Origin of the sequence: Thalassoglobus neptunius (assembly GCF_007859735.1) — a bacterium.
GTDB lineage: Bacteria > Planctomycetota > Planctomycetia > Planctomycetales > Planctomycetaceae > Thalassoglobus > Thalassoglobus neptunius.
On record NZ_SIHI01000001.1, the window covers coordinates 1,130,053 to 1,152,389 of the forward strand.

General features: G+C 52.9%; 19 protein-coding genes. 11 read left to right on the forward strand and 8 right to left on the reverse strand.

Going from position 1 to position 22,337, the window contains the following annotated elements; genetic code table 11:
- Window positions 1–243: 243 nt before the first annotated feature.
- Both KOR42_RS04570 and KOR42_RS04575 read right to left on the reverse strand, forming a co-directional pair.
- Window positions 244–2,991 carry a serine/threonine-protein kinase gene (locus tag KOR42_RS04570; RefSeq protein WP_231740641.1) on the reverse strand — a complete coding sequence of 916 codons (2,748 nt, stop codon included), beginning with the start codon at window positions 2,989–2,991 and terminating at the stop codon, window positions 244–246.
- A 339-nt stretch (window positions 2,992–3,330) separates the two neighbouring features.
- Window positions 3,331–3,627 (reverse strand): hypothetical protein, encoded by a 297-nt coding sequence (locus tag KOR42_RS04575; RefSeq protein ID WP_146507421.1) that lies wholly within the window; start codon window positions 3,625–3,627, stop codon window positions 3,331–3,333.
- A gap of 145 nt (window positions 3,628–3,772) precedes the next feature.
- Between KOR42_RS04575 and KOR42_RS04580 the strand changes: the two genes are divergently transcribed.
- Window positions 3,773–4,501, forward strand: coding sequence for a metallophosphoesterase family protein (locus KOR42_RS04580; RefSeq protein ID WP_146507422.1), 729 nt, complete (start codon window positions 3,773–3,775; stop codon window positions 4,499–4,501).
- Window positions 4,502–4,621: 120 nt separating this feature from the next.
- On the forward strand, window positions 4,622–5,623 hold the full coding sequence (locus KOR42_RS04585; protein ID WP_146507423.1) for an NAD-dependent epimerase/dehydratase family protein: 1,002 nt from the start codon (window positions 4,622–4,624) through the stop codon (window positions 5,621–5,623).
- A 40-nt stretch (window positions 5,624–5,663) separates the two neighbouring features.
- Here the strand turns inward: KOR42_RS04585 and KOR42_RS04590 are convergent, their stop codons facing one another.
- The 3 genes from KOR42_RS04590 to KOR42_RS04600 form a co-directional block, all read right to left on the reverse strand.
- The gene (locus KOR42_RS04590; RefSeq protein WP_146507424.1) at window positions 5,664–6,251 is read right to left on the reverse strand and encodes a metal-dependent hydrolase; all 588 of its coding nucleotides are present in this window, start codon (window positions 6,249–6,251) and stop codon (window positions 5,664–5,666) included.
- Between the two features lie 67 nt (window positions 6,252–6,318).
- Window positions 6,319–6,570 carry a hypothetical protein gene (locus KOR42_RS04595; protein ID WP_146507425.1) on the reverse strand — a complete coding sequence of 84 codons (252 nt, stop codon included), beginning with the start codon at window positions 6,568–6,570 and terminating at the stop codon, window positions 6,319–6,321.
- Window positions 6,567–7,025, reverse strand: a complete 459-nt coding sequence (locus KOR42_RS04600; protein WP_146507426.1) for an SRPBCC family protein — start codon at window positions 7,023–7,025, stop codon at window positions 6,567–6,569. Before KOR42_RS04600 ends, KOR42_RS04595 begins: the two co-directional genes overlap by 4 nt.
- A 254-nt stretch (window positions 7,026–7,279) precedes the next feature.
- Between KOR42_RS04600 and KOR42_RS04605 the strand changes: the two genes are divergently transcribed.
- The 3 genes from KOR42_RS04605 to KOR42_RS04615 all read left to right on the forward strand — a co-directional run bounded on the left by KOR42_RS04605 (window position 7,280) and on the right by KOR42_RS04615 (window position 10,850).
- Window positions 7,280–9,205, forward strand: coding sequence for a prolyl oligopeptidase family serine peptidase (locus tag KOR42_RS04605; protein ID WP_197440861.1), 1,926 nt, complete (start codon window positions 7,280–7,282; stop codon window positions 9,203–9,205).
- A gap of 128 nt (window positions 9,206–9,333) precedes the next feature.
- Window positions 9,334–10,086 (forward strand): hypothetical protein, encoded by a 753-nt coding sequence (locus KOR42_RS04610; protein WP_146507428.1) that lies wholly within the window; start codon window positions 9,334–9,336, stop codon window positions 10,084–10,086.
- Complete coding sequence (locus KOR42_RS04615) at window positions 10,083–10,850, forward strand: lysophospholipid acyltransferase family protein (protein WP_146507429.1); 768 nt, start codon at window positions 10,083–10,085, stop codon at window positions 10,848–10,850. The genes KOR42_RS04610 and KOR42_RS04615 overlap by 4 nt, the downstream gene beginning before the upstream one ends.
- Here KOR42_RS04615 and KOR42_RS04620 read toward each other — a convergent pair.
- Window positions 10,775–11,956: a tetratricopeptide repeat protein gene (locus KOR42_RS04620; RefSeq protein ID WP_197440862.1), complete on the reverse strand. Its 1,182-nt coding sequence runs from the start codon at window positions 11,954–11,956 to the stop codon at window positions 10,775–10,777. The two genes, KOR42_RS04615 and KOR42_RS04620, sit on opposite strands and share 76 nt — an antisense overlap.
- Before the next feature lie 200 nt (window positions 11,957–12,156).
- Here KOR42_RS04620 and KOR42_RS04630 point away from each other — a divergent pair, with 200 nt between their 5' ends.
- A complete protein-coding gene (locus KOR42_RS04630) occupies window positions 12,157–14,232 on the forward strand; it encodes a hypothetical protein (RefSeq protein WP_231740644.1) in 2,076 nt (691 codons plus the stop codon).
- A 218-nt stretch (window positions 14,233–14,450) separates the two neighbouring features.
- Here KOR42_RS04630 and KOR42_RS04635 read toward each other — a convergent pair whose 3' ends face one another.
- Entirely contained in the window at window positions 14,451–16,013 is a 1,563-nt protein-coding gene (locus KOR42_RS04635) for a hypothetical protein (protein ID WP_146507433.1), read from the reverse strand.
- A 453-nt stretch (window positions 16,014–16,466) separates the two neighbouring features.
- On the opposite strand from KOR42_RS04635, the gene KOR42_RS04640 reads away from it, so the two are divergent.
- The 5 genes from KOR42_RS04640 (at window position 16,467) to KOR42_RS04660 (ending at window position 20,597) form a co-directional block, all read left to right on the forward strand.
- Window positions 16,467–16,874: an Hsp20/alpha crystallin family protein gene (locus tag KOR42_RS04640; RefSeq protein WP_146507434.1), complete on the forward strand. Its 408-nt coding sequence runs from the start codon at window positions 16,467–16,469 to the stop codon at window positions 16,872–16,874.
- Window positions 16,875–16,948: 74 nt separating this feature from the next.
- Window positions 16,949–17,362 (forward strand): Hsp20/alpha crystallin family protein, encoded by a 414-nt coding sequence (locus KOR42_RS04645; RefSeq protein ID WP_146507435.1) that lies wholly within the window; start codon window positions 16,949–16,951, stop codon window positions 17,360–17,362.
- 269 nt (window positions 17,363–17,631) lie between these two features.
- Window positions 17,632–18,417 (forward strand): hypothetical protein, encoded by a 786-nt coding sequence (locus KOR42_RS04650; protein ID WP_146507436.1) that lies wholly within the window; start codon window positions 17,632–17,634, stop codon window positions 18,415–18,417.
- A 4-nt stretch (window positions 18,418–18,421) separates the two neighbouring features.
- Window positions 18,422–19,354 (forward strand): DUF4159 domain-containing protein, encoded by a 933-nt coding sequence (locus KOR42_RS04655; RefSeq protein ID WP_231740646.1) that lies wholly within the window; start codon window positions 18,422–18,424, stop codon window positions 19,352–19,354.
- Between the two features lie 199 nt (window positions 19,355–19,553).
- On the forward strand, window positions 19,554–20,597 hold the full coding sequence (locus tag KOR42_RS04660; protein WP_146507438.1) for a sigma-54 interaction domain-containing protein: 1,044 nt from the start codon (window positions 19,554–19,556) through the stop codon (window positions 20,595–20,597).
- 44 nt (window positions 20,598–20,641) lie between these two features.
- Here KOR42_RS04660 and KOR42_RS04665 read toward each other — a convergent pair whose 3' ends face one another.
- Window positions 20,642–22,045 carry a bifunctional folylpolyglutamate synthase/dihydrofolate synthase gene (locus KOR42_RS04665; protein WP_197440865.1) on the reverse strand — a complete coding sequence of 468 codons (1,404 nt, stop codon included), beginning with the start codon at window positions 22,043–22,045 and terminating at the stop codon, window positions 20,642–20,644.
- Window positions 22,046–22,337 lie beyond the last annotated feature (292 nt).

Sequence of the window (22,337 nt, forward strand, 5' to 3'; positions counted from 1 at the left end):
CGAGATTGTAGCTCAGTGGTTTAAAAGACCAACTCACTTTCAAACGCGACGAACGCGGGCCTCTTGCACTTCTTGACAGATTGAGGACTCTGGCGGCGATCATTCGGAAGTTGATCGACTTAAGCGCGAGAAGATGTGTGACGCGGAGAATCGCACGATCCAACGCAAGAAAGACAGAAAGAGAGACGGAGAGAGACGGAGAGAGACGAGTTTACGCGACAGGAGCGATCCGAAGGAAATGGATCAGTCCGAAATGTCGAAGCTCGTGCGGGGAAGAACTGACGGAAGTTGTGACTGGGTCCAGTCGACCCCAACATCTCGTCCATCACTGGCCGCTTTGACAGCTGGGTTCGTGCTGAATGCACCGGTTTCCAGATAGAAATCGATCGGTTGAATCAGGTGTGCCGATTCCGATGACTGAACGGATGAAGAATCCAAAGTGATTCCTTCCCCGACGCGTGTCAGGTCCATCCGAAGTTCGCTGGCCGAAACCTGTTCCGGTTCCAGAAGGAAGCTGCTGATGGAATCCACGAGACAGATGTCTGTCGTTCCAATCAGGAAGTTCGGGTCGGAATGGTTCATCCAGGTGAATCGATCGAGCAGTTCGCTGCTGTCGAGATGTCCTTCCAGAAAGATCAAGGGAGACATATCGTCCGCAATACGGAAGATGTTGTTTCGAACGTTCAGTTCCCAATGTCCAAGTGTTCCATGATCGCCGGCCGAAGCAGAGAACAAACCTTCTCCGGTCAGGGCTGTGACATGCTGAATCGAAACGGTCGACGTGATGGATGCCGGGTCGGTGTCCATGCTGAGATTGTGTGCGTTCTCTCCATCGACTCGGAGGACCGCTCCCGTCACGTTCATGGCCGTTTCTTCGAATCGAATGTCGGCCGGAGCAAGACTTCGCTGAGAGATGACATCTGCTTGTCCGCGAAGAATTGAATCCTGAACGGAAATTGAAGTTTCACGAGCGACCATTCGATCGGGCATCAGACTTGAAATGTCCGCAGACGCTGTGGCTGCGATTTCAAAGAATGTGGCCGGTCGCTGAGTCGGGTTGATGAGCGTCATCGTCGACCAACGGGTGACGACTTCTGATCCGGAGCCCATTTTGAAGAATGTCCACAGGTCTGCACTCGTTGCAGTGTCGACAACGAGTTCCAGATCGATTTCGTAGATCTCAATCGCTCCTCCGGTTCCCAACTCGATGGCGGCAGCGAGACTCTCGTAAGGTTGGCGAGCGAGGGAGTCGCGAAGGTCGAAACGGACGACAGGTTGGAAGCCGTCACTGGAGCGGAGCCGCACTCGCTTGTTTGAAATCTGAACAGGATCGGTTTGAAGTTCGACCGGTCCATTGACGCGAATTTCCACAACCGAATTGTTGTCCGCAACGGCGAATGCTTCGGAAAGCGTTGCTGCCCGCTTTGTCTTGTCACTTCCGGGGACACGGATGAGATACGGCTCGCTCGCACTTGAAGAAGCAGCGACCGATGTTGTTTGTTGATCCGATTCGAAAGTTTTTTCTCCGGAATCAACCGAGTCGTCATCGCGATTAGCGGTCGAAGGAGAATCGTTCCCCGTGCTCCCAATCTGATCCCATTGCCGCCACACATTTGTTGAATCGACAAGCTGGGACGGAAGAGTTCCCAAGGAGTTCGCAATCAACTCCGGTATCGTTCCGGAGACCGCATCGGAAAGACCGTCGATCTGCGTCGGAAACGTCAATCGAGGGTTAGGCGACTGATTCGTCGGAGTGGGCGTTGACTGAGTCCCCATCACGACGCCGGTGTCATCAGGAATGATGACACGATTCGTCTCAGTTTGGGAACTCCCTGATTGTGATTCCGTTGACTCTGGATCAAGTGGATCAGTTGCCGAATCAAGGTTTGCAGCGACGCTGTCGGCCCCGATATCCCCGTCGCGGTTGGGTTGCAAACGGTCCACGAGAAAGACGATCAACAGCAGTACGAGCGCGACAGCCATCCACGTTCGTGTGCCGTCCCAGTAAGGGTTTCGCGCTTTATAAAGTGGAGTTGTCCAAACCGTTGTGTCAGGGTTTGTCGGTTGAAGGCCGAGGTGTTCAGCAATTTGAACGAGATCGTTCACGAGCGCATCGGCGGATGCATAACGCTCGTCGGGGTTACTGGCCATCATTCGTTGAACGACGCGAGCCAGTTGTGGCGGAACCAGTCGATTCCGCTCGGCGGGATTCGGAGCGACCGACCCGTGGTGGCTGACCACCTTCTGAAACATCGTCCCTGATGGGTAGGGAGGTTCTCCCGTGAGCATGTGGTAGACGGTGCATCCGAGTGAATAAATATCACTGCGAACATCGACGTTTCGGGCATCAATTGCTTGTTCGGGTGAGATGTAATCAAACGTTCCCAAAGCGGTGCCGGCAACCGTCAGATCCCGCTTCCCACTCGCCGACTGATGACGTGCCAGGCCGAGGTCGACAAGTTTTGCACGCCCGGTCGGGGAAATGATAATGTTCGAAGGTTTGATGTCGCGATGTACAACATTTGCTGCAGAAGTGTGCCGAAGTGCTTCAGCAATTTGCAGCGTATAGTTGACAACGTCCGGAATCCGAAGCCGCCCTTTCTGAAGAATAAAATTTCGAACATTCGTTCCAGTGACAAACTCAAACGCGATAAAATGCAGTCCGTGTTCTTCACCGATGAAGTGCACGCGGGAAATGTTGTCGTGGTCAAGACGAGCTGCTGCTCTTGCCTCGTTTTGAAAACGCTGAATCGCTTCGCTGTCGGAAGAGAGTGAAGGAGACAGAACCTTCAAAGCGACAACGCGATCGAGCCGCTGATCAATCGCTCGAAAGACTGCACCCATTCCGCCCCGGCCGATGCGTTCTTCGATGACGAAATGTCCGAGCTGCATTCCAGTTACGGAAGGAAGAGATCCCGAATCGTCGTTGGTTGTTTGCGGGAAAAGACGTGTTTGAAAGCTCGAACCAGTCGTTGACCAAATCGGGGCCATTGGTTCGCTTCCGATTTCTGGCACGTTCGCTGAAGGCGAAGTTGACGGTCCCCGGGGAAGCGGTCGAACGAATGTCAACTCGCCACCAGAGGGATCAGAAGTCGGGTTTCCGGGATTGGAACTGGGCATCAGACCGCTATTGTGTCACATACGGAAGATCGCAAAATACAGATTCATTGAGGTGCTGTTGAATACGGTCATGAACGACCACTATTCAGGGTATTCGGTTCGGGCGAAGTGAACAATCAACGCGACAACAATGCAAGAATGATGCCGCCGCAATTCTCGCTGTCATGTTGAAAAACGGAGATCGCTCCGTTTCTTCTTCTGATGGCTTTTTCAGTTCCCGATGACGCGTCTGAGGTCTTCGTCGATCGATTCAAGGTACTGAAGAAGTGATGACGAAAGTTGTTGCGTGAAATCGTCCGATTGAAGTGTTTTTTCGACCGTACTGCGAATGGTCTTGTCGGTAATTTGATCTTGTTCGCGAGGATCGTTGCCGTGCCTCGCGGTCCTGCGCAATGTGTGGACCTTAGGAATAAAACCGTGTTCGATGTGATGAATGAGTTCTCTCGTCAATCGTTCAGACTCATTCAGTTTGTTTCGCAGAGTGAGATTTTGTCCAGGTTGGTTCATATCACAGAACTCCACGGGCTGAATCAATCTGAGGATGTGATCATACTGACTGTGTCGCCAAATCGATTTGGCGAGTACAAATGAGATGTGTGAGTATTGTAGTCTTTCGAGCGTCCGATTAGTCAATCTTAGTTCCCGGAATCCGATGCGAATCCTCGTTCTTGCTGATATTCATTCGAACTGGGCGGCACTCCGCGCAATTGATGAGGAATTCGATCATTGTGTGTTCGTCGGCGATCTCGTCGACTACGGAACCAATCCTCTGCCGTGTATCGACTGGGTTCGCCGCAATGTCGATGCCCACGTGCGAGGCAATCACGATCACGCGGTCGCACAACGCGTTCAAGCGACATCAGGGCAAGGGTTTCGCCAACTTGCCGCAGCCACACGACCGCTACATTGGGATCTTCTGGACTCCCGTCGCATGAAGTTTTTGGGACGAATGCCCGTCACGACTCACTTTCGTGTTGAGGAGACACTTCTCTATCTCGTTCATGCCACGCCCAGAGATCCCATGGATGAGTATCTGGGGCCAGACGAAGCAGCCTGGTCAGCGCGGCTTGCCGGGATTGATTCTGATTTCGTATGCGTTGGACATTCCCATGTTCCGTTTTGTTTAGAGCTTGAAGGAAAGACGGTGTTGAATCCGGGAAGTGTCGGCCAACCGCGCGATGGAGACCCGCGAGCCTCTTATGCCATTATCGAAGATGGACGGCCGTCGCTGCATCGAGTCGAATACGATATCGACGAAGCTGTGGCACAACTTCGAGAGTCTGGAGTCGAAGACTGGGTTGTCGAAATGAGTACCAATGTCTGGACTTCGGGTGGTCGTTTGACGCGTGAACAGCTTGAACGCTATCGATCTCCGCGTTAAATCATCCACAAAAACATTGAGCGTCATCGCACACGTTGAAACGGAACAAATCACGTGGGGAACAACCCCGGCGATTGCGCAGGCAAGAGCGTTATGCTCTCGAACAGATTCTGATCATCAATGAAAGCACTCGTTACCGGTGGCGCAGGATTCCTTGGAAGGCATCTCGTCGATCAACTTCTCGATTCAGATAACGATGTCCGAATCCTTACTCGCGGGGACTATCCGGAACTCGCTGATCGAGTTGGGATCGTTCGCGGAGATGTTCGAGACAAGGAAATTGTTCAATCCGCGTGCGCGGGTGTCGACGTTGTCTTTCATGTGGCAGCGGTTCCAGGAATTTGGGGGCCGTGGAAAACTTTTCATGGGATCAATACGCAAGGGACTCTCAACATCATCGAAGCCTGTCAGCTTCACGGAGTCCCGAAGCTCGTCTATACGAGTTCACCCAGCGTGGTCTTTGACGGAAAGTCCCATGTCAACGCGGATGAAAGTCTCCCCTACCCTTCGAAATATCTTTGTCACTATCCGCATTCAAAGGCTCTGGCTGAGGCAGCAGTTCTCGAAGCGAACAGTGATTCACTCGCGACAGTTTCGTTGCGGCCGCATCTCATTTGGGGGCCTCGTGACAATCATCTGATTCCCCGGCTCATTCGACGCGCGATCGCTGGCCGACTCGTAAGAGTGGGAGATGGGACGAACCTCGTTTCGTGTGCGTATGTCGAAAATGTTGCAGCCGCTCACAGACAAGCCTGCGACGAATTATCACCGGGAACTCGAGTCGCTGGCAAAGCTTACTTCATTAACGAACCCGATCCGGTCAACCTTTGGGAGTGGGTGGATCAGTTGCTTGATCTGGGAGGATTGCCTCCAGTGAAACGGTCGATCTCTGCGAGGTTGGCATCTTCCGTCGGAACAGGATTCGAAGCGGTTTATAGAGTTCTGGGAAAGAAAGCAGAACCGCCGATGACGCGTTTCCTCGCTGCCCAACTCAGCCAGAGTCATACCTATTCGATCGAGAACGCCCGCCGCGATTTTGGCTATCAACCGCTAGTCACCTTCGAAGAAGGAATGGCTCGACTCGCTCCAGAAATTAAAGCGATTGCTGATCAGGAATCGTAGAAGCGAAATCTGAATACGCGAGCGGCTCAAGAGACGAGAGCTACGCATTCTGCTCAATGACTTCAGTCTGTTTCTGACGCGACTGTTTCCAGAATAGGACGCTCAGGAAAAGAATCAATGCGAGATCGAGCCACAACTCGAATTGAGAAAACTCTCTCCCATAATGCCTGGAATCCCAGTAGCTGACCGGGCTCGAAAATCGAGTCGACCAGTCGAATGGAAACCAGATGAGCGGGCCATCGTCATAGTGCGTGAAAATGTCGATCACCGAGTGGAACAGGCACGAAAGAAAGAACCAGAACCACCAGCTCGTCTGGAGCTTGGAGAGTGACCGGTTTTTAATCGCAATGCAGGCAAGAGCCGATAGCAGAATGAGCGGTGCATGCAGAAGGTTGTGCAACACGATCCAGAAAGGGTTCTCGAAGAACCATTGATCGAAGACCGTTCGGAAAATCTGACGTGGCTCCCACCCGACGACGTTCCTCATCCACAGAAACGAACCGAACGTCAGGAAGTACAGCGGCAAGTCGGGAGCGATCGAGCCCAGCAGAATGGCGGAGGGAATCACTTTCAGCCAGGGAATTCGACCGATAGCGGCCGTCACCAGAAAGTGGGAAGGAGTCTTCATGGGTGGTCAACGCACAGCTTCAGATGACCAAGAAAAGTTCAACAGAAGTAATATCCTCGTCGAACTGCTATTCGTCTTCTTGCGAGTTCTCTTCCAAATAACGGGTCAACCACTGGCCCCATGTGAAATAGTGGAGGACGATAAAAAAAAGAAAGCCTGCGACCACAAGCACGAGGCCCAGGATTTGTGGCATGATCAACGAAGTGATCCCGATCAGGCTTCCGGCGATGAGCAGCAACGCGATCAATGCGACCCACGTTCCTCCGTTTCGACGAGGAGAGCCGGAGCGCCGCGAGGACCCCGGAAAGCGAGTGGTCATACAATCGCGCCTTGTGAAATGAGTTCTTTAAGTCGTTCTTCCCGGTAGAAGAATCCGTTTTCCAACTGGTCGATGACTTTGTCTTCAGTGAGGAAAAAGCCGACCAGTCCACCGGGTGGTTCAAACTCGACGATATCAATTTTCAGACATCCGCCCTCAGCCGATTCGTATCGATGAGAGTGCTGCCACGATTTCATGGGGCCTTCGAGTTGTTCTTCGACCACATGCGAGCCATGTTCAAACTCGATGATCTTGTGTTTCAGGGTATGAACCTGCCCGAATGAAACGATTTGAAATTCGAGTTCCACACCTTCTTCAAGCTTCTCGGGAGCATCGACAAACTTGAACTGAAGATTGGGGTCGCTCACTTTGGAAATGTTGGCCGGGCAAGTCAAAAAGCTGAATAGACCGGTTGGTGAACAGGAAAGTTCCGTCTGGTGTTCAAAGAGTGCCATCGTGACCTCATCAATTGTGGTTATGCGACCAGAGAATAGTAGTCGAGATGAACGGTGAATTGAATCGAATGACGAAAGTTGACGCGTCGATTCATGGGAGTCGTTTGATGTCTGAGTGATCGTTGATCGTCAGAGACGAGACGACAGTCCGGGAAATTCCCGTTCCTCGGGGCTTTGTTGCTCTCCTTCAAGCTTCCCGCCACAATCTGATCTCAGTTTCTGATCAATGTGCAAAAGAGGGACGGATGAAACGGATGAAGATGTTACGCACCGGACTCGCAATCCTGATGGCATTCGTTGTGAGCAGTTCCAGTTCGAGTGGTCAAACACCGGAGGAATTGAACACTCTTCAGGAATTGCTCCAGAATCTTCAGTCAGAACTTCAAAAGGCTTCGCCTCAAAAGCGGGTGGATGCTGAAGTCTGTGCCAAATCTGTCGAATGGATTCTGCGGCATCAGGAGTTCTACAAGCCGCAATACGTTGAGTCAGCGAAGAAAACCCTTGAGCTCGGACAGGAACGTCTCAACCAGCTGAACGATCCCAACGATCGCTGGTGGGAAACTCCCGGTGCTCATGCCCTGGGATATCGATCGAGAGTCGATCAGTCGGTTCAGCCATACATCGTCATTCTTCCGGTGCAGTTCAAACCCGATCGAACAGTCCGTTGGCCTCTGCATGTCGTATTGCATGGCCGAAACGGAAATCTGACCGAAGCTCACTTCATTGCGTCTCAAGACGGAAAACCTGCTCCTGAAGATCAGGACTGGATCGAGTTACACGTCTTCGGCCGGACCAATAACGCGTATCGCTGGGCCGGTGAGACGGATGTGTTCGAAGCGATGGATGATGTCATTCGCCGATTTCCGATCGACGAGACCCGCGTCACGCTTTGGGGGTTCTCGATGGGCGGAGCGGGTGCCTGGCATCTCGCTGTTCATCATCCTTCGCGATGGGTCTCCGCGGGTGCAGGGGCCGGGTTTGTGGACTTCTACAAGTATCAGAAACGAGACGAGCAGCTTCCCGACATCCAGCATCAGCTTCTGACGATTTACGATGCTGTCGACTACGCAGAAAACTTAAGCATTGTTCCGATGATCACCTACGGAGGAGAGAACGACTCGCAATTGCTCGCGAGTCTGACAATGAAAGCCGCTGCCGAAGAGGCTGGTGTTCCGCTGACGGTCCTCGTTGGCCCGAACATGGGGCACAAGTTTGACGATGCCAGCAAAGAAGCGTTCATGGAGTTCCTCAAGCAACACAACTCAGAGGGGCGAAATCGAGTGCCCGGCAAGAAGGAATTCCAGTTCGTCACCTATACACTCAAGTACAATCAGTGCGAGTGGCTCACGATTCACGAACAGCAATCTCCGTTCGAACGAACGAGTGTCACGTCCGAGGTCGATGATTCGGGAGCACTGCGACTCGAAACGGAGAACGTGGCGGCATTCTCGATTCGACGGGACATCGCCGACTCGGTGGTGATCGATGACACAGAGTTCGACCTGGCTGCGGACCTCGATCCGAATTTGACCGATCTCTATTTCGTTCAAGATGAGGACAGCCAGCAGTGGCAGATTCTCGACTACGACGATGCGATCTCGTTCGAAGGCAATCCGAATCAGCACAAACGCCACAACCTTCAAGGACCGGTCGATGACGCCTTTATGGGAGGGTTCGTCTGTGTGACCGGTTCCGGAAGTCCGTGGAGCGGTGAACTCTCTGACTACTCAAGCTGGGTGCTCGACCGATTCTCAGGTGAGTTCGACAAGTGGATGCGAGCGGTTCCCCAGCGAGTGGATGATCAATCGGTCACCGAAGAACTGATCCGCAAGAACAATCTCGTGCTCTTCGGAGATCCCGGTTCCAACGAAATCCTCGGTCGAATCCATGAGAATCTGCCGGTTCAATGGAGCCGCGATCAGTTCACGTTCGACGGAAAGACCTACTCCACTCGAGATCACGCGTTCGTTCTTGTTTATCCCAACCCGCTCAACCCGCGGAAGTACGTCGTCCTCAACTCCGGGATGACAATGCGAACTAAAGACTTCAAAGCATCGAATTCGTGGCTGTTCCCGAAAATCGGCGATTACGCGGTCGTCAAGTTTTCCGAAAAGGAAGATGGGAGTTTTGACGAAACTGTAGTGGAGACAGGGATTTTTGACGCTCACTGGAACAAATGATCAGGTTTTGAAGAAGCACTGAATTCGGATTGTGACGACCAGAGAGGATGGGGTAACCTCCCGCCCATTCAAGCGTCGATAGATTAACGATAGCGGATTCTGTTGATCTTCAATGAAGGACGAGAATCATGTCTCGCCATCTGATGACTTTAAAAATTTTGAGCATTCTTGCGCTGACCCAGGCAGTCGTTCTCGGGAACGATCCCGGAAATCGTCCGCTTGTGGAACTTTGGTACCTCGGCGACAGCGCTCCTTCGCATCCGGAAGTTGTTGTCCTCGGTGACGGGCGACTGCAAATTATGTCGCCAGAGGGACCGGAACGTTCTCAGCTCAGTCAGGATCAGCTTCAGGAATTGATTCACGGACTCGTGAATCTCGACGGATTGAAGTCCGTGGAAACGTCCCAGTTGGAGAGTCAGATCAGTCTGGCCGAAGCACGATCCGGCTTGAAAGCACAAATTCCGCATGCTGGCGACACGGTCATTCGTCTCCGAATTGGCGAGGAATACCGAGAGATCCGCTGTCATGCTGTTGGCGTGCTGGCCAATCGGTTTCCTGAACTGGAATGCGTTCGAGCTGTCGCAGCAGCGACTCGTCGCTTGGAGAACCTCCGGGCTGTGACGACCGTTGGCGGACATGAAGAAGCGAAATACATCGCCGATCTGGCGACTCGTCAGGTCGAAGACTTCTACGACATGAAGCTTGCGATCTCAGTTCAGGATCTGTCGATGGTTCGGGCTTTGCCGGATGGAAGCCGGTTCAGCCAGTTTGTCGTTGAGTCGAACGCCGGCGGAGAATCGATGATCCGGATGGTCTCCGTGACCGAAACTCCCGGACATCATCCACGCGTGAGCATGATTGGTGGTCCAACGATTCGATGAGTGATTCCGAGGAGTTACCCGATCCGCTCGATCGCAACCTGTGCTGGCGGACAATCCAAGTCGCTCTTCAATTCCTGTTTGCGATCTGGTTCGGATACAGGGCCAAAGGCATCGAGCATCTCCCGAAAGGGGGAGCGCTCTTCCTGGTCAATCATCAAAGTTTTCTCGACCCACTGCTGGTCGGGCTTCCGCTCCGACGCCCGGTCAGTTTTCTCGCGCGAGACAACTTGTTCAAGGTCCCTGTCGTCGGTTGGATTCTCCGCAACACGTACGTGATGTCGATTCGACGAGAATCAGCGGGAACGGAAAGCCTTCGCAAGTCGATCGCGCGCGTCCAGCACGGCTTCTATGTTGGGCTCTTTCCCGAGGGAACCCGGACTCTCGACAGTCAATTGGGAAACATCAAACCCGGTTTTATCTCTATTGCTCGTCGCGGCGGAGTTCCAATCGTTCCCGTCGGAATCTCTGGAGCCTTCGAGGCGATGCCGAAGAACTCGTTTTGGATTCGCCCGACGCGTGTGCGTGTCGTCTTCGGAAAACCGATCCCAGCTGAGCGGGTGGCTCAGCTGAGTCAGAAAGATCGACAGGAAGAGTTTCTCTCCGTGGTGAGTTCCGAGATTGACGGATGTCGCAGACAGGCCGAAAAGTGGCGAAATGGCGAAACTCTGGAAGATATGAGTGTTGCCTCTCACTCAGGTGAGGAGGAATCAACAGCTTCTTCGGAATCTTCCGGAGGGGCAGGTTCTTCCAAAGATTCGATGTAAGGCTGACTCTCGCGATAGCTTTGAATGCGCGTTTTCAGCTCTTCGAGTTCTTCTTCGTCTTCCATCAGCTCAATCGCGGTTTGGCAGGTCTGAATGGCTTTCTCGAATTGACCATCCGCTGCATACGCAGCTGCGAGAGTGTCAATGAATCCCGGATCTCGGTACTCCGTGGAGCGGTTGGCGGAAAGTGCGAGTTCAATCGCCCGTTTCGGTTTTCGGAATTCGGAGTCGGGGCAAGTGGCGAGCATCCAGGCGAAGTCGTTTTGAGCAGCTGGCGACTCTTGATCGACGGTCAAAGCGAGTTCGTAGTCCTTCTGAGCCAGATCAAATTGCTGCACCGACTTGAGTGCGTACGCCCGGTTCAGAATCGCTTCCAGAAAGTGCGGATCGGCGGTGATCGCTCCATTGAAAGCAGTGACCGCTTCGTCATACTGATTCTGAAGACTCAGCGCAACTCCTTTTCCATTATACGCTTCGGCGTTATTCTCTTGGAGCGAAATGACCTTTTCGAAATCTCGAATGGCTGCGGAGAAGTTTTCGAGATCGAGGAACAAGTTTCCTCGTGCGAGGAGTGCCACGACCTCGTCCGGATAGGATTTCAGGACAGAGGAGAACTCTGCGAGGGCTTTCTCCTGCAATCCCAGCCCGATCAGGGAATGCCCGAGGTTCAAGTGAAGTGAAGCGGAACTCTCTCCAAGGTCATAGGCTTCCTCCAGATCGTTGACCGCCCTGCCCCAGTCCTCACCGGCCATATAAGCAATTCCCCGTAAGTGATAGCTCTCGGCAGTTGGTTTTTCTTCGATCCGCGAGGTGAATTCCGCGACAGCTCCTTCGAGCGGCACCAAATCTCGGGTATGAACCCAGCCGTTGATCGCCTTGGAATATCTCCACGGACCGCGTTGCAGAGTTGCATCGAACAGAGTTCCCAGAGCCACGGTATTCACGCGTTCGCTCCCGTGCATCACCGCAGCGGACTCCGCGTGCACGATGAATGGCTCAGGCGGATCAACAGCTACGACTCCATCGTCCGCCAAAATCGGCATGGATGTTAAGAACCCGGTACTTGCTAGGATCGCCGGGAGTATCAATTTGATCAGAACAATCATCAGAAGTTCCCTCGTCTGCAGCATTTCTGAAAACCTCCCAGACTTTCTTGCAAAAGGTTCACCGCTGCGTATCTTGTCTAATATATCTATTCGTACGTACTTCGCTATTTGCGATGACCATCAGGTTTTGACTGCTGTGGATCTGCACATCCACATTTCACACTCAACATTTTTTGAAGAATACGGGGGGAGGATTTCGAATGAAACATCTAGCCATGTTATTGCCAGCTTTGGCAATGGCAATCTTTGTTGCTGATGTCGACGCAGGGGCTTGCGGGAAACACCGACGGCGCTCTTGTCCGGCACCATGTGCGGCAACCACCGCATGTGCGACAACAGCAGCTTGCGGAACTTCAGCAGGAGGCCCATGTGGCACAGTTGGCGGTCCATGTGCCACAGCAGGTGGCCCATGTGATGCAGTTGTTGGCGGCAGTCAAGGAGGAGCGACTCCGGTACCACAGCCTCAGTACATCGAACGGACTGTCATGGTCCCTGAGATGACAACTGAAACTCGTACCGTCACCGTGACCGAGTACCATCAAGAGCAGCGTGAGCGAACCTACACTGTCAACAAGCAGGTTCCTCGCACCGAAACTCGTTCACGAACAGTGGTCTACTACGAGAACGAACCACGAACTCGCACCGAAACGTACACCGTGTACGAAACTGCTGAAGAGCAGAAAGAAGTCGAGTACACCGTGCACGTTCCTCAGACAGAAGAAGTCGTCAAGACTCGCACTGTCCACGACCAGGTCTGGGAAGACAAAGAAGAGACCTACACAGTGATGGTTCCGCAAACAGAAGTGCGAACCGGAACTCGTACAGTCACTGACATGGTCGAAGAAGAAAAGACCCAGACTTACACAGTGATGGTTCCTTACACTGAAGAGCGAACCGGAACTCGTAAAGTTGTCGACTACGTCGATGAAGAAGTAACTCAAACCTACACCGTCATGGTTCCACGCACCGAACAGCGTACCGGAACCCGTCGCGTTGTGGACTACGTCAACGAAGAAGCGACTCAGACTTACACAGTGATGGTTCCTTACACTGAACAGCGAACCGGCACTCGACAAGTCGTCGACATGGTGAACGAAGAGAAGGAAGTTGCTTACACAGTGATGGTTCCTCATACCGAAACTCGGACTGGAACACGACAGGTTGTTGACTACGTCGACGAATCCGTCGATCAGACTTACACCGTCATGGTTCCACACACCGAAACTCGGACTGGCATGCGGAACGTCTGGGACACTGTTCAAGAGCAACTGACTCGAACAGTTTCACGAAGTTCCGGATCATGGGTGACCGAACAGGTCGCAGATCCTTGCAACCCAGCTTGCACACGATGCGTTTGCAAATGGGTTCCACAGGTGACTTGTGAAGAAGTTCCTTACACCGTGTGCAAGCAGGTGTGCCGACAAGAGCCTTACGAGTACCAAGTGACTGTCTGCAAGCCAGAACAGCGAACACGAACCGTCGTTCAGCGGAAGCCTGTCACTCGTACTGAAGAGTACACCTACAACGTGTCTGTCTGTCAGCCAGAGCAGCGCACACGCACTGTCACTGTCTGCAAGCCAGTCACTCGCACCGAAGAGTACACTTACAACGTGACTCTTCACCGCCCAGAAGAGCGAACTCGCACTTACACCGTCTGCAAAGCTGTTCCACGTGACGAAGAGTACACCTACAACGTCACTGTTTGTGAAGCAGAAGAACGCACACGGACTTACACTGTCAAGAAGCCAGTGACACGCGAAGAAGAGTACACCTACACCGTGTGCCTTCAGCGTCCAGAAGAGCGAACTCGCACTTACACTGTCAGCAAAGCTGTTCCTCGTCAGGAAGAGTACACTTACAACGTGACAGTCTGTAAGCCAGAAGAACGCACTCGCACAGTGAAAGTCAGCAAGATTGTTCCTCGCGAAGAAGAGTACACTGTTCAGAACACAATCATGGTTCCTGAAACACGTACTCGTACTGTCACAACCTGCAAGCAAGTCCCTGTCGAAAAGACTCGCGAAGTCAACTACTTCGAACGCGTTCAGAAAGAACGAACCGAAGAGTACAACGTGACTGTTTACGACACCGTGACTGAAGAAAAGACACAAACTTACAACGTTTGTGTTCCAGTTCAGGTTGAAAAAGAGATTCAGGTCCAAGTCTGTCGAATGGTTCCAAAAACCATTCAAGTTCAGGCACCAGCTTCAGGATGTGCTCCAGGTGCTGGGTATGGTCCAGGTGCTGCAGGTGCATGCAATCCTTGCTGCAACTAAGCATTTGAATCGCATTGATTGAATCGGCAGCCTTCTGGACTTCAGAAGGCTGCCGATTCTATGCGCGGATCGTCAGTCAACTCGAGACATGACTTGCGGGGCCTCGTGGCTGCGAGATTCTCCCGATGCCCTCACTTGCTCCAACCTTCACTTGATCCGATATCGCTCACACAATTGCGGAGCGTGGCCATGTGAGGCTTGGCGTCATTGTGAGAACTCTAAGATGCTCTCTCGCGTGCACGCCGCTTCTGGAGCTTTCTGAGACGTCTTCGTTCGCTCTTGCTGAGCTTACTCAGGTCAACGTCTTCGTCGTCCAGGAAGTCGATGTCGGTGTTCGCTTCGGCCGGTTGGATGTGAGCCTTGGGAATTGACTCCGCCTGATCGGTGCGGGCAACCTTACCGAGAACACGAGGCTTCTTCCGGCTCGAGCTTTTGGCAGGAGCTGGCTTGGGACTTGGTTTCGCACGCTCGGTCGGTTTCGCGTTTGTCTTGGATTCAGCGGACGGCAGTTCCTCTTTGACGTTCTTTTCAGCTGCGGACGCTTCCGCCTGAACGGTCTTGGATGTCTTTCGCTGATTTTGGGCTGCGGTTTTTTGGGCTGCCTTGGCTTGGTCGCGTTCGAGGCGTTTCTTCTTCGCTTCCTCGGCGGCGAGTTCCTTTTGACGCTTGGCGTCTTCTTTCTTCTGATCGCGTTCTGCCTGCTTTGCCTGATTGAGAGCCGCTTTCTTTTCCTGCTTCTCACGTTTCAGCTTCTCGGCAGCTTCGTTTCTCTCAGCGAGTTTCTGCTTCTTCAGTTCGTCGCGTTTTTCCTTTTCCACGAGTCGCTTGGCGTTCTTCTCGCTTCGGAGTTGTTGGCGTCGTTCCTGACGCTTCAGCCACCAGGCTCGCAATGGAGCAGTCTTCTCGAAGACGCGATCTTTCACCTTCTGAAGAGCGGACTTTCCTGACGGAGCTGCCTCATTGGTGACGTGAACGACAAAGCGGACGTGCAGCAAGAGGGTCATCGTAATCAGGTAGTGCCAGAGGGCGACCGTTCCATCGAGTGCGACATCGCGAAGTTCAACGGGGATGAAGCGATTCATTCCGATCGTCAGTGATCCGCCCGCAATCCCGACAGCCAGGGTCAATCGCCACATCCATCGGCTTTGTGGAGACCACCGCATTTCACGTGCAAGCATTTGGTGAAGCGTCAATGCGCCGACCGAAAACGGAACAAACCAGTACCAGGTTTCTGCCTGCCAGCAATAGATTGGCCATTGCTCAAAGAGCAGGACCGCAATCGGGCGATGGAGTTTCAATGCAATCGACAGACAATTGATTGCCCAGAATGAAGCTGCCCAACCCCAGATGCGGTATCGTCCGCTGAAGTCTTTTCGGCTTCGGGAGCGATACCAGAAAATCAACCACGAAAGTTGGGCACTCAGGGTCAAGAAAATGACGCTGAAAAACTGAAACCCGGAACCATGCGGTGGGCAAATCAGTTGGGCGAGGCCGAGAAGTTCTGTCTCGGCGAGACTCACACCGACCAGGAACAGAAACGCGAGCAGGCCAACCAGACCGAAAGCAATGAGCTTCCACAGGGAAGCAGGGACGATGCTTTCGTCAGCGACGACATCCGATTTGGTTGTCGGAAGGTCTTTCGACTGCCGTTTCAATCTCTCTGAAGGTGGTGAGGTTTGAGATCGCTGTGAAGGTGGAGGGGCAACCTCTGACGACGTCTGAGCAAGACGTCGACGCCGACGGTCATCCAATGAACCGGAACCTGCAAATTTTGCGGTCATCCTGCCGCTAACTCTCTCGTCGAATTTAGAAGGGGAGCTCGCGGATAAACGCAATCCTCTGTGGCATCCTGCCTTCGAATATCCCTTTCATCGACTCGAAGGGTTTTGTTCCCCATGACCACTCAAGTTGTGCTGCGGGATTTCGAGCGGAAGGCCCGGCCGGAACGCAAGAGTCGTACAACAGGTGGCCCCTGCCCAGCTTCTCTATTTACAAGTGGTGCCAATATGGCCTTGTTGCAGCGAGTGTGGTTGGTGCCGTAATGGCAGTGTTGCGGAGTGCCTCGCAATGTCTCAATGTGTATTTGTTGTTGTAAGTGATTGGATAGTATCGTCTTGAGTTGTTGTTGTGGTATTCTGGCACGTGGTTTGCTTTTCTGACGCATCGAACAGCACAACGCTGACAAATTGATGACAAGTGCCATTTCGACCATTTTTGTGATCGGAGGATAACAAATGCTTACTGCCAATCGACTCCATGAAATGTTTCGCAACTCATTTGATTGGAATGAACTCTTGCGAATGCACGCTGCATCGACCTCACAGGTGATGGGGCCGCGAGTTGCGGTTGCCGACACGTCGGTCGTGGTCGAATTCGATCTTCCCGGTGTCCAAAGTTCCGAGCTGGATGTGGAAGTCGAAAAGAATCGACTCTCACTTCATGTCAAGAAGGCGGAACCGAGCCTCGGCGAGGGTGGACAATGGAAAGTCCGGGAACAGGGTTCTCTCGATCAACCGATGGAGTTTCATTTCCCGTTCCGGATCGATGCGGAGAACTCTGAAGTGACGTTGGCCAACGGCGTTCTCAGAGCGACGGTCCGTAAAAATGCGGAAGACTCACCCGTCAAATTGACGGTCAAATGATCCCGGTTCAGATCCAGGAGTACGACACTCGAACTTTACGAACAGACTCTGTTTCAGAATAAGGAGACTCATCTATGGGCACTTCAACCGAAATCCAAAAAAACGACCATGTCACGGAAAACTCGACGAATGAAGCTTCCAGCACCGAGAGGAAATATCCTGTCGTGAACGTGAAGCCAGCGACTGACATCGTGGAATACAACGATCACTTCGCAATGTCAGTTGGTGTGCCAGGCGTGACGCATGACGACCTCGACGTGACAATTGAGAAGAATGTTCTGACCATCGAAGCGACCGCCCGATTCCAGATTCCTGAGGGCTATCAACCACTTGCTGGTCAACCGGTCGATCGTCGATACAGCCGAACGTTCCAGCTTTCGGACGAGATTGATCGTTCCGGAATTGAGGCCGAACTGAAAGATGGAATGATCCACGTCAAGCTTCCCAAGTGCGGTCCAGCACAGCGTACGAAACTCGAGGTGCGTTAACTCCCTCGTTTGACGGGATCGTCCAACAAGTTTTCAGCGGTTTCTTTTCGAGAATCGCGTTGAAGTGGCGATCCTGGGCAAACGTTTTCGTCCCACTCCGTAAGAACGTGAAAAATGACGTTCTTGCGGAGTGTTTTTCTTGACTGAGAGCTGTTTGATGGGGTTAATGGGGGCATTCAAAGTCCGTGAGTATTCGTCACAATTGACGTAATGAGACCCTCAAGCAGAGATTCGCGGGCAAGCTGATCGAGTCGAAGAAGGACTGTATTGTGTCTCGTCGTGAATATGCTGTCTCGCGTTATTCTTCGCGGCGAAGACGTTTGATTGCCTCGCTTTATGGTCAATCATCAGGCCACTCCAGCGACGAGGATGTTGCGTTCGTTGATCCGGTGGAAACGGAATCAGCCTCAGTTGCGTCGTCAGCGGCGATTGAGAAATTCCGCCATCGCTTAAACCGTGATGCGGAATTGAATTGGCTTTGCCTCGGAGAGAGTTTTCCCATTGCAACTCAGCCTGTTTCTCTTGCTGGGATGATTTCTTCCGACATTCGTCGGAGAAGACGGCGATCTCGAGACATCTTCATTGACGCCACCAGTCCCGGCGGGAATTCGAGAGAGTCGCTCACCCGGTTTCATACGCAATTCTGGCGGCAATCGATCGATATTACGGTGACGGTCCTTTCACCCGAAGAAGTGATGGACGTGCGTCAGAGCGATATCTTCAAGTCTTCGCTCGCGCAGTTTTTGAATGACACGGCGATTGCGGGCGTTATTCCGCTCTTTCTCCTGCCGCGGCTTTCTGAGTTTCTGGACGAGTGGGGCGATCCGCGAAACGTGGAGATCAGCGTGGCCAATCTGGAAGGTCAACTGCGGGAACACGACGCTCTCTTCGTTCCAATGTGGCAGCAATCGGATGACTCCGAAGCGACAGAAGGCGGAGCGAATCAGGCAGTGGACTCGCAGCCGGCGTCTCGATTCGTCACAATGTGGAGGTCTTTCTTGCATGAGGTTGAACACCATGAAGAGCAAGCAGTCACTTCCAAATCTTTCGACTAATCCAATGCGTTTGCCTGGGAAGTCCTGGCAGCAATCACCTGTTGGATCTGCTCACACAGCGTGGTTCCTTGTTGGCCTCTTTGTCTGCCTGGGGATTCTTGAGAACGACTGCGAGGCCCAGTTTCGGGGCGGTCGCCGCAATCGGATGCAGTTTTCGCAATCCATGGAACCGGGCGGAACGCGATTCTATATCGACCGCAACGGCGTGCCCGACTGGGAACGCGACGAAGAGTTTCCGGAAGATGTCTTCACGTTTGTGCGCATCATGTACAACTCGCGTGGAGGAGGAGACGGGCAATGGCGGACTGATTATCCGGACAGCGACTTAAATATGTCGTTCCGGCTTCAGCAGTTGACGTCCCTGAAGGTTAATCCCGATCCAATTGTTCTCGAGCTGACGGACCCGGCCTTGTTCAATTATCCGTTCGTCTACTTTTGCGAGCCTGGCGGCCGTGGAAGAGGGGGATGGGGCGGCGGATTGAATTTCAGCGAGGCTGAGATCGAGGCGTTTCGTCGCTATCTGGAGAACGGTGGATTCGCCATGTTCGACGACTTTTGGGGGGAGTTCGAGTGGTACAACTTCTACACTGAGATCAAACGCGTCTTCCCGGACCGTGAGCCAGTCGATATTCCGCTGGAGCATCCTGTCTTTAACGCGGTCTACGAACTCAAGGAGAAGCCGCAGGTTCCCTCGATCAATGTTGCCCAGCGTGGTCGTGTATACGGCATCACCTGGGAACGTGACGATGCTCGCGAGCCACACTATCGCGGGATCTTCGATGACGAGGGACGTTTAATGGTCATAATCTGTCACAATACAGATTTGGGCGATGGCTGGGAGCGTGAAGGGGAAGACGAATGGTACTTCCACGAATTCTCTGAAAAGCGGGCTTACCCTCTGGGCATTAACATCATTTTCTATGCGATGACGCACTGAGTGGACTTGTCTCCTCGGGCAACGAAATCGAGCAAGCAGCGCGCTTCCTAAGCAGAATCCGGGGCTGGGCGCGTTTTTTTCGAGTTTTTTGTTTGAGAGGAGTTTCACTGCATGCGGAATCAGAATTGGATGCCTATAATGCGTGCAGCTCGCAACATCTTCCTCTCTGAAGCATTTCACTCTTCCAGTATTGTCAGCAATGGATTCTGATCACGACGATTCTCCACCGTTCGATGGTTTCATCGGATCCTGTGATAGAATGCGCGAGCTCTTTCGGCACATCCGCAAGATCGCGAACAGCTCCGCGACTGTCCTGCTTTTGGGTGAGACAGGGACGGGAAAAGAACTCGTTGCAAGAGCTGTTCACGAGCAGAGTCCGCGTTCGACAGGACCGTTTGTCCGAGTGAACTGCGGAGCGTTGAGTGAGAGTTTGTTGGAAAGCGAGCTCTTCGGGCACATCAAGGGGGCCTTCACCAACGCCATCGAAAATCGCACCGGACGTTTCGAAGCTTCTCACGGCGGGACGATCTTTCTCGACGAAATCAATTCTGTGAGTCCCACGCTTCAGGTCAAACTGTTGCGTGTGCTGCAGGAGCAAGAGTTCGAACGCGTTGGCGATTCCAAGACGATCTCCGTCGATTGTCGGATCATCGCAGCGACCAACCGCGATCTGGCTGAGATGGTCGAAAAGGAGTCATTTCGGGAAGACCTTTACTATCGGTTGAACGTTCTTCCGATTTATGTTCCCGCTCTCCGCGATCGGCGAGAAGACATTCCCGACCTTGTTCGATTCTTTGTGAACAGGTACGCGATTGAAAATCAGCGAATCATTGCATCGGTGACGAGTGAAGCGCTCTCTTATTTGAAAGCCTATCTCTGGCCCGGGAACGTTCGCGAACTGCAAAACTACATCGAGCGGGCGATCGTTCTTGCAGACGGCGATGAAATTTCGGCAGAGTTGCTTCCTTCTCATGTTCGAGGAGAGGCACCGGTTCGCTTCGGGCGGGTGCGAACGGAACTTCAGTCGTTGTGTGCCGAACTGGTCTCTCGCGGACTCTCAGAAGTCGCGGAAGACGGAGCTTCGCATGAAGCAGTGATGGGGCTCGTCGAGCGGGAGTTGATTCTGCAAGTCCTCAGAAGCTGTCAGGGGACTCAAACGAAAACAGCGTCCAAGCTTGGAATCAATCGGAACACGTTGCACAAGAAGATCGAAGATTATCGACTTCACGATGAAGCACGTTAGACCGCAGTCGCCAATTTAACGCGCTCGGCGGATCTCTTTGTTGTCTAACCCTGCTCTGTTTCGCTGTTTGCTTTGAGATTCTGAACAACGTCTTCGACTTCTGCTGCAAAGAAGAAGGAACCGGTGGCGCACAGCAAGTCGTCACTGCCTGAGATTTCCATTCCGCGCGACACGGCAGCTGCTGGATCGGCGGCAGTTTCGAAGCGACAGCCCTCAGTATTCTCGGCAATGTGGGCGAGTTCATCGATCGGAACGGCTCGAGGATTCGACTGGTACGCGGTGAGGATAAACTGGTCGAAGTTCTTTGAAAGGATGACGAGCAGTTCCTTGACGTCTTTGTCTTTCGAAGCGGAGAAAAGGCAAATTCGCTTTTGATACGTCCCTGAGCTCAATGTGTCGCAAAGCGCTTGAATGGATGCCGGATTGTGGGCGGAATCGAGGATGAATGTCGGCGACGTTGACAGCGTCTGAACTCTCATTGGGAGCACAGCCGATCGCAGTCCTTGTCGAAGATGCTCACTGGACACCTTGAAGCGATCCGGGTCGAGCTGTCGAACAGTTGCGACGGCCAGTGCGGCATTGCGAACCTGGTGTTCTCCCGGCATACCGAGAGTCAGCTCTTTGAGTGAAAGGTCTTCGACTTCAAGGTCGAACGTCCACGGAGACGGAGTTGGGCCGGAAGGGCTTGCATTGGTGACGATCAATTCTCGATCGAGTCGCAGCAGTTTGGACTGATGGCTTTGGGCGATTGACTCAATCACTTCAGCGGGACCGGCAGCGGTGACACCACTCACAACAGGGACTCGGTCTTTGATGATTCCCGCTTTTTCTCTTGCGATTTTCTCCAACGTGTCTCCGAGCAGCCGCGTGTGGTCCTTGCTGATGCTCGCGATGACAGCCACTTCCGGATTGCAAACGTTTGTCGAGTCGAGTCGTCCACCGAGTCCCACTTCCACGACAGCGACGGAAGTTTGTTTCTCTTGGAAATGCAGCCATCCCGCCGCCGTCGTCAGTTCGAAGAAGGAGGGGCCGCGTTTGGACTCGCTGTCCATCTGCTGGCAAATCGGTTTCAGACGCTCGACAATCTGCACGATTTCCTGACGAGAAGCTGGAACGCCGTTAACGGTGATCCGTTCTTCGTACTTGTGTGCATGTGGTGAGGTAAACAGCCCGACTCGGTGACCGGCCGCCTCAAGGATACGGGCCACCATGATGGCTGTGGACCCCTTCCCTTTCGACCCTGCGATGTGAACGACCGGCTGAGCGGTTTGAGGGTTTCCAAGAAGGGTGAGTAAACGATCCATTCGGGCGAGTGGAAAGTCCGCCATCGATGTCGCCAGATCGGGTCGAGACTCATAGTTGATGCGACTCAGCAAGAAATCAATCGCTTCCTGATAGGCACGATTGGTCTCAGTGAGTTCGGGCGAATCGAGTCCAAGTGAAGACATCACAGATACTTCTGGCAGTACATCAATCTTTGAAACAAACAGAATTGGATGGAACATCGCGCGAGAACGGTTACGTCAGTGCTTCACAATAACGCTTTACCAAGCTGAAACAAGTTGGCTGGAAGCATTCTCAAGCGGCGATGAGGCGTTTCAAGCGATCCGTTTGGGAAGCTTGATGATAGCTTTCCCGCATTGGCGTGATAAAATTTGTCACACGCGTCGGTGGAGCTCGGAATCGTCTGCAGCAAAAGCTTGCAGGTTAGAGATGAGTGAGGCCGGAAGTCATGTTGAT

Coding starts and splice junctions, on each gene's coding strand:
- KOR42_RS04585 (WP_146507423.1), top strand. CDS start 4,622: ATGAAAGCACTCGTTACCGGTGGCGCAGGATTCCTTGGAAGGCATCTC.
- KOR42_RS04615 (WP_146507429.1), top strand. CDS start 10,083: ATGAGTGATTCCGAGGAGTTACCCGATCCGCTCGATCGCAACCTGTGC.
- KOR42_RS04630 (WP_231740644.1), top strand. CDS start 12,157: ATGAAACATCTAGCCATGTTATTGCCAGCTTTGGCAATGGCAATCTTT.
- KOR42_RS04645 (WP_146507435.1), top strand. CDS start 16,949: ATGGGCACTTCAACCGAAATCCAAAAAAACGACCATGTCACGGAAAAC.
- KOR42_RS04595 (WP_146507425.1), bottom strand. CDS start 6,570: ATGACCACTCGCTTTCCGGGGTCCTCGCGGCGCTCCGGCTCTCCTCGT.
- KOR42_RS04590 (WP_146507424.1), bottom strand. CDS start 6,251: ATGAAGACTCCTTCCCACTTTCTGGTGACGGCCGCTATCGGTCGAATT.
- KOR42_RS04580 (WP_146507422.1), top strand. CDS start 3,773: ATGCGAATCCTCGTTCTTGCTGATATTCATTCGAACTGGGCGGCACTC.
- KOR42_RS04665 (WP_197440865.1), bottom strand. CDS start 22,045: ATGTCTTCACTTGGACTCGATTCGCCCGAACTCACTGAGACCAATCGT.
- KOR42_RS04575 (WP_146507421.1), bottom strand. CDS start 3,627: ATGAACCAACCTGGACAAAATCTCACTCTGCGAAACAAACTGAATGAG.
- KOR42_RS04655 (WP_231740646.1), top strand. CDS start 18,422: ATGCGTTTGCCTGGGAAGTCCTGGCAGCAATCACCTGTTGGATCTGCT.
- KOR42_RS04640 (WP_146507434.1), top strand. CDS start 16,467: ATGCTTACTGCCAATCGACTCCATGAAATGTTTCGCAACTCATTTGAT.
- KOR42_RS04610 (WP_146507428.1), top strand. CDS start 9,334: ATGTCTCGCCATCTGATGACTTTAAAAATTTTGAGCATTCTTGCGCTG.
- KOR42_RS04620 (WP_197440862.1), bottom strand. CDS start 11,956: ATGATTGTTCTGATCAAATTGATACTCCCGGCGATCCTAGCAAGTACC.
- KOR42_RS04660 (WP_146507438.1), top strand. CDS start 19,554: ATGGATTCTGATCACGACGATTCTCCACCGTTCGATGGTTTCATCGGA.
- KOR42_RS04605 (WP_197440861.1), top strand. CDS start 7,280: ATGAAGATGTTACGCACCGGACTCGCAATCCTGATGGCATTCGTTGTG.
- KOR42_RS04635 (WP_146507433.1), bottom strand. CDS start 16,013: ATGACCGCAAAATTTGCAGGTTCCGGTTCATTGGATGACCGTCGGCGT.
- KOR42_RS04600 (WP_146507426.1), bottom strand. CDS start 7,025: ATGGCACTCTTTGAACACCAGACGGAACTTTCCTGTTCACCAACCGGT.
- KOR42_RS04570 (WP_231740641.1), bottom strand. CDS start 2,991: ATGGCCCCGATTTGGTCAACGACTGGTTCGAGCTTTCAAACACGTCTT.